The 2,194-nt window shown below is 57.9% G+C and carries 2 protein-coding genes; one reads left to right on the top strand and one right to left on the bottom strand.

Annotated features, from left to right (window positions below; all coding sequences use genetic code 11):
* Positions 1-167: 167 nt before the first annotated feature.
* On the bottom strand, positions 168-1,613 hold the full coding sequence (locus E8Q41_RS24840) for an IS1182 family transposase (RefSeq protein ID WP_137158263.1): 1,446 nt from the start codon (positions 1,611-1,613) through the stop codon (positions 168-170).
* Positions 1,614-1,754: 141 nt separating this feature from the next.
* On the opposite strand from E8Q41_RS24840, the gene E8Q41_RS24845 reads away from it, so the two are divergent.
* Positions 1,755-2,144: a VOC family protein gene (locus E8Q41_RS24845; RefSeq protein ID WP_137158264.1), complete on the top strand. Its 390-nt coding sequence runs from the start codon at positions 1,755-1,757 to the stop codon at positions 2,142-2,144.
* Positions 2,145-2,194: the final 50 nt, after the last annotated feature.

Below are 2,194 nucleotides of genomic sequence, written 5' to 3' on the forward strand. Positions count from 1 at the left end.
GCAGACCGTCTTAAAACTCTTCGGGTGAATGAGGTCCTGCGCTTTTCAGTGCCGGAACTCTGTGGGTGGCGAGATTTCCCTGATTTCGATGCCCAACGAGCTCGATAAGGCACTGCTGAGCACTTTGACACCGTATTGGGATCGGAAAGTCCGCACAGGGCGGCCTTTCACGCCCTGACGGCTTTAATCAGGCTGGGAACGCCGACAAGAGTGATGGCTCTTTTGATGTTGTAGGCCAGTGCCGTCAGGCTGAACTCCCCTCGCACGTTTTCCAGCCTGCGCATCAGGAACGCTCCCTGATACATCCACTGTTTTATGGTGCCGAACGGGTGCTCGACGCTTTCGCGCCTTTGGTCCAGAACGTCGGGCCGGGCGGCAAGACGCGCCGCCATGCGATCGAGCACTGCCTCGTTCTCAAGGCGCGACACGCGACGGAAGCTTTTGGTGCAGCGTTCGCGAAGGTTGCACGCCTTGCAGGCGTCGCGGTTGACGTAGTCGATCTTCACATTGTCGCGGGACTTGCCAAAGTGACGGGGTGAGAGCACCTGGTCTGCGGGACAAAGGTAAATATCCTTGTCCGGGTCATAGCGGAATTGCTCCTTGGAGAAGAACCCCTCGGCCACGGCCGGACCACGGATCGGTTTGGGCACATAGGCGGTGATGCCGGCCTTCTCGCAAGCCTCGATATCCTCGATCTTGAAGTAGCCTCGGTCCGCCACCGCCTCGATCCTGTCGACGCCGAGCGTGTCCATCGCCGCCTCGACCGTTGGCGCAAGAAGCCCCATGTCCAGCACCTGGTTGCAGACCTCCTGCTCGGCGATCAGCTTGTGCTTCACGTCAACGGCGAGCTGGATGTTGTAGCCGACGCCGACCTTGGTCATACGCGCCATGGCCCGGGAATCCGGATCGGTCAGCGAGATCTGGTCCTCGCCGGTCTTGTCCAACTCATCCAGCAGTGCCTTGTGACGATCCCGCTTGCCTTTGATCGCCGCAATCTTTTCCGCGAGTTTGCCATCGCTGCTGCCAGAGCCGCCGCCATTGCCAACGGCTTTCTCCTCTTGCGCATCGCCTTCATCGAGCCGCTTCATGTAATCCGCCAGCTTCTCGTCGGCTTCGTTGATGAACTTGGTCAGCGCGCCCCGGGTGAAGTTGCGATCTTTGTTGTTCACCGCCTTGATGCGCGTGCCATCCACTGCCAGCAGTTCCCGCCCGAACAGATCGAGTTGCCGGCACAGGATGACGAACTCGCGGAACACCTGTTTGAAGGCCGACCGGTTCAAACGGCGGAAATCGGCGATGGTGCGGAAGTCCGGCTTCAGGTGCCGCAGCAGCCAGATCACCTCAATGTTGCGATGGGCCTCGGCCTCCAGTCGCCGGCTGGATCGCAGCCGGTTGATGTAGCCGTACACGTAGAGCTTCAAGAGATCGGCCGGATCATAACCCGGACGACCGGTCTCCTTCGCAGCCACCCGCACAAAGCCTGCGGCAGCAAGATCGAGGCCGTCGACGAAGGCCTCGATAAAGCGGACCGGATTGTCCGGGCCGACGTAATCGTCCACCGCTTCCGGCAAAAGCAGCAATTGCGCGCGATCTGTTCCTGAAAGATGTGCCATGGCAAAAGATATCACAGAACGATCCACTCCGGAATCCGGATACCAGTTTTCAAGCGGTCTGACTGAGTTTGGATCCCCTTTTAAATTCTGATTATATTGGGAATATCTTCAAGAAGAGATGCCATGACCGGACGGACCCCAATGCGCTTTATCAATCCCATTCCCTTTGTTCGTGACATCAAGCTGTCCCGGTATTTCTATGAAAAGACGCTTGGTCTGAAGGTGTTGGAGGATGCAGGGAGCTTCGTGCTCTTCGAGACAGGTTTTGCGATCCACGATGGGGCGGCTCTCGAACAGACGGTTTGGGGAGAAGCGTTGGGTGCTGGCGAGATCTATGGGCGGCGAAATCTGTTGTTGTATTTCGAGCATGACGATGTGAACTCGGCATTCGAGAGCATCGCGCCGCATGTCGAATTGATCCATCCCGTCGAGCGGCAGGCGTGGGGACAGCGCGTATTTCGTTTCTACGATCCAGACGGACATGCGGTTGAGGTTGGAGAGCCGCAAAGAACAATACAGCCCTCCGGTTAGAGTTTACCGAATGATGATCCGCCAACCCCGTAGCGTTTTAGGACGGTCTG

Origin of the sequence: Rhizobium sp. FKL33, assembly GCF_005222915.1 — a bacterium.
Lineage (GTDB): Bacteria > Pseudomonadota > Alphaproteobacteria > Rhizobiales > Rhizobiaceae > Rhizobium_E.

What these genes read in the sequence shown, in the direction of transcription:
- E8Q41_RS24840 (WP_137158263.1), bottom strand. Translation starts at nt 1,613, where the DNA reads ATGGCACATCTTTCAGGAACAGATCGCGCGCAATTGCTGCTTTTGCCG.
- E8Q41_RS24845 (WP_137158264.1), top strand. Translation starts at nt 1,755, where the DNA reads ATGCGCTTTATCAATCCCATTCCCTTTGTTCGTGACATCAAGCTGTCC.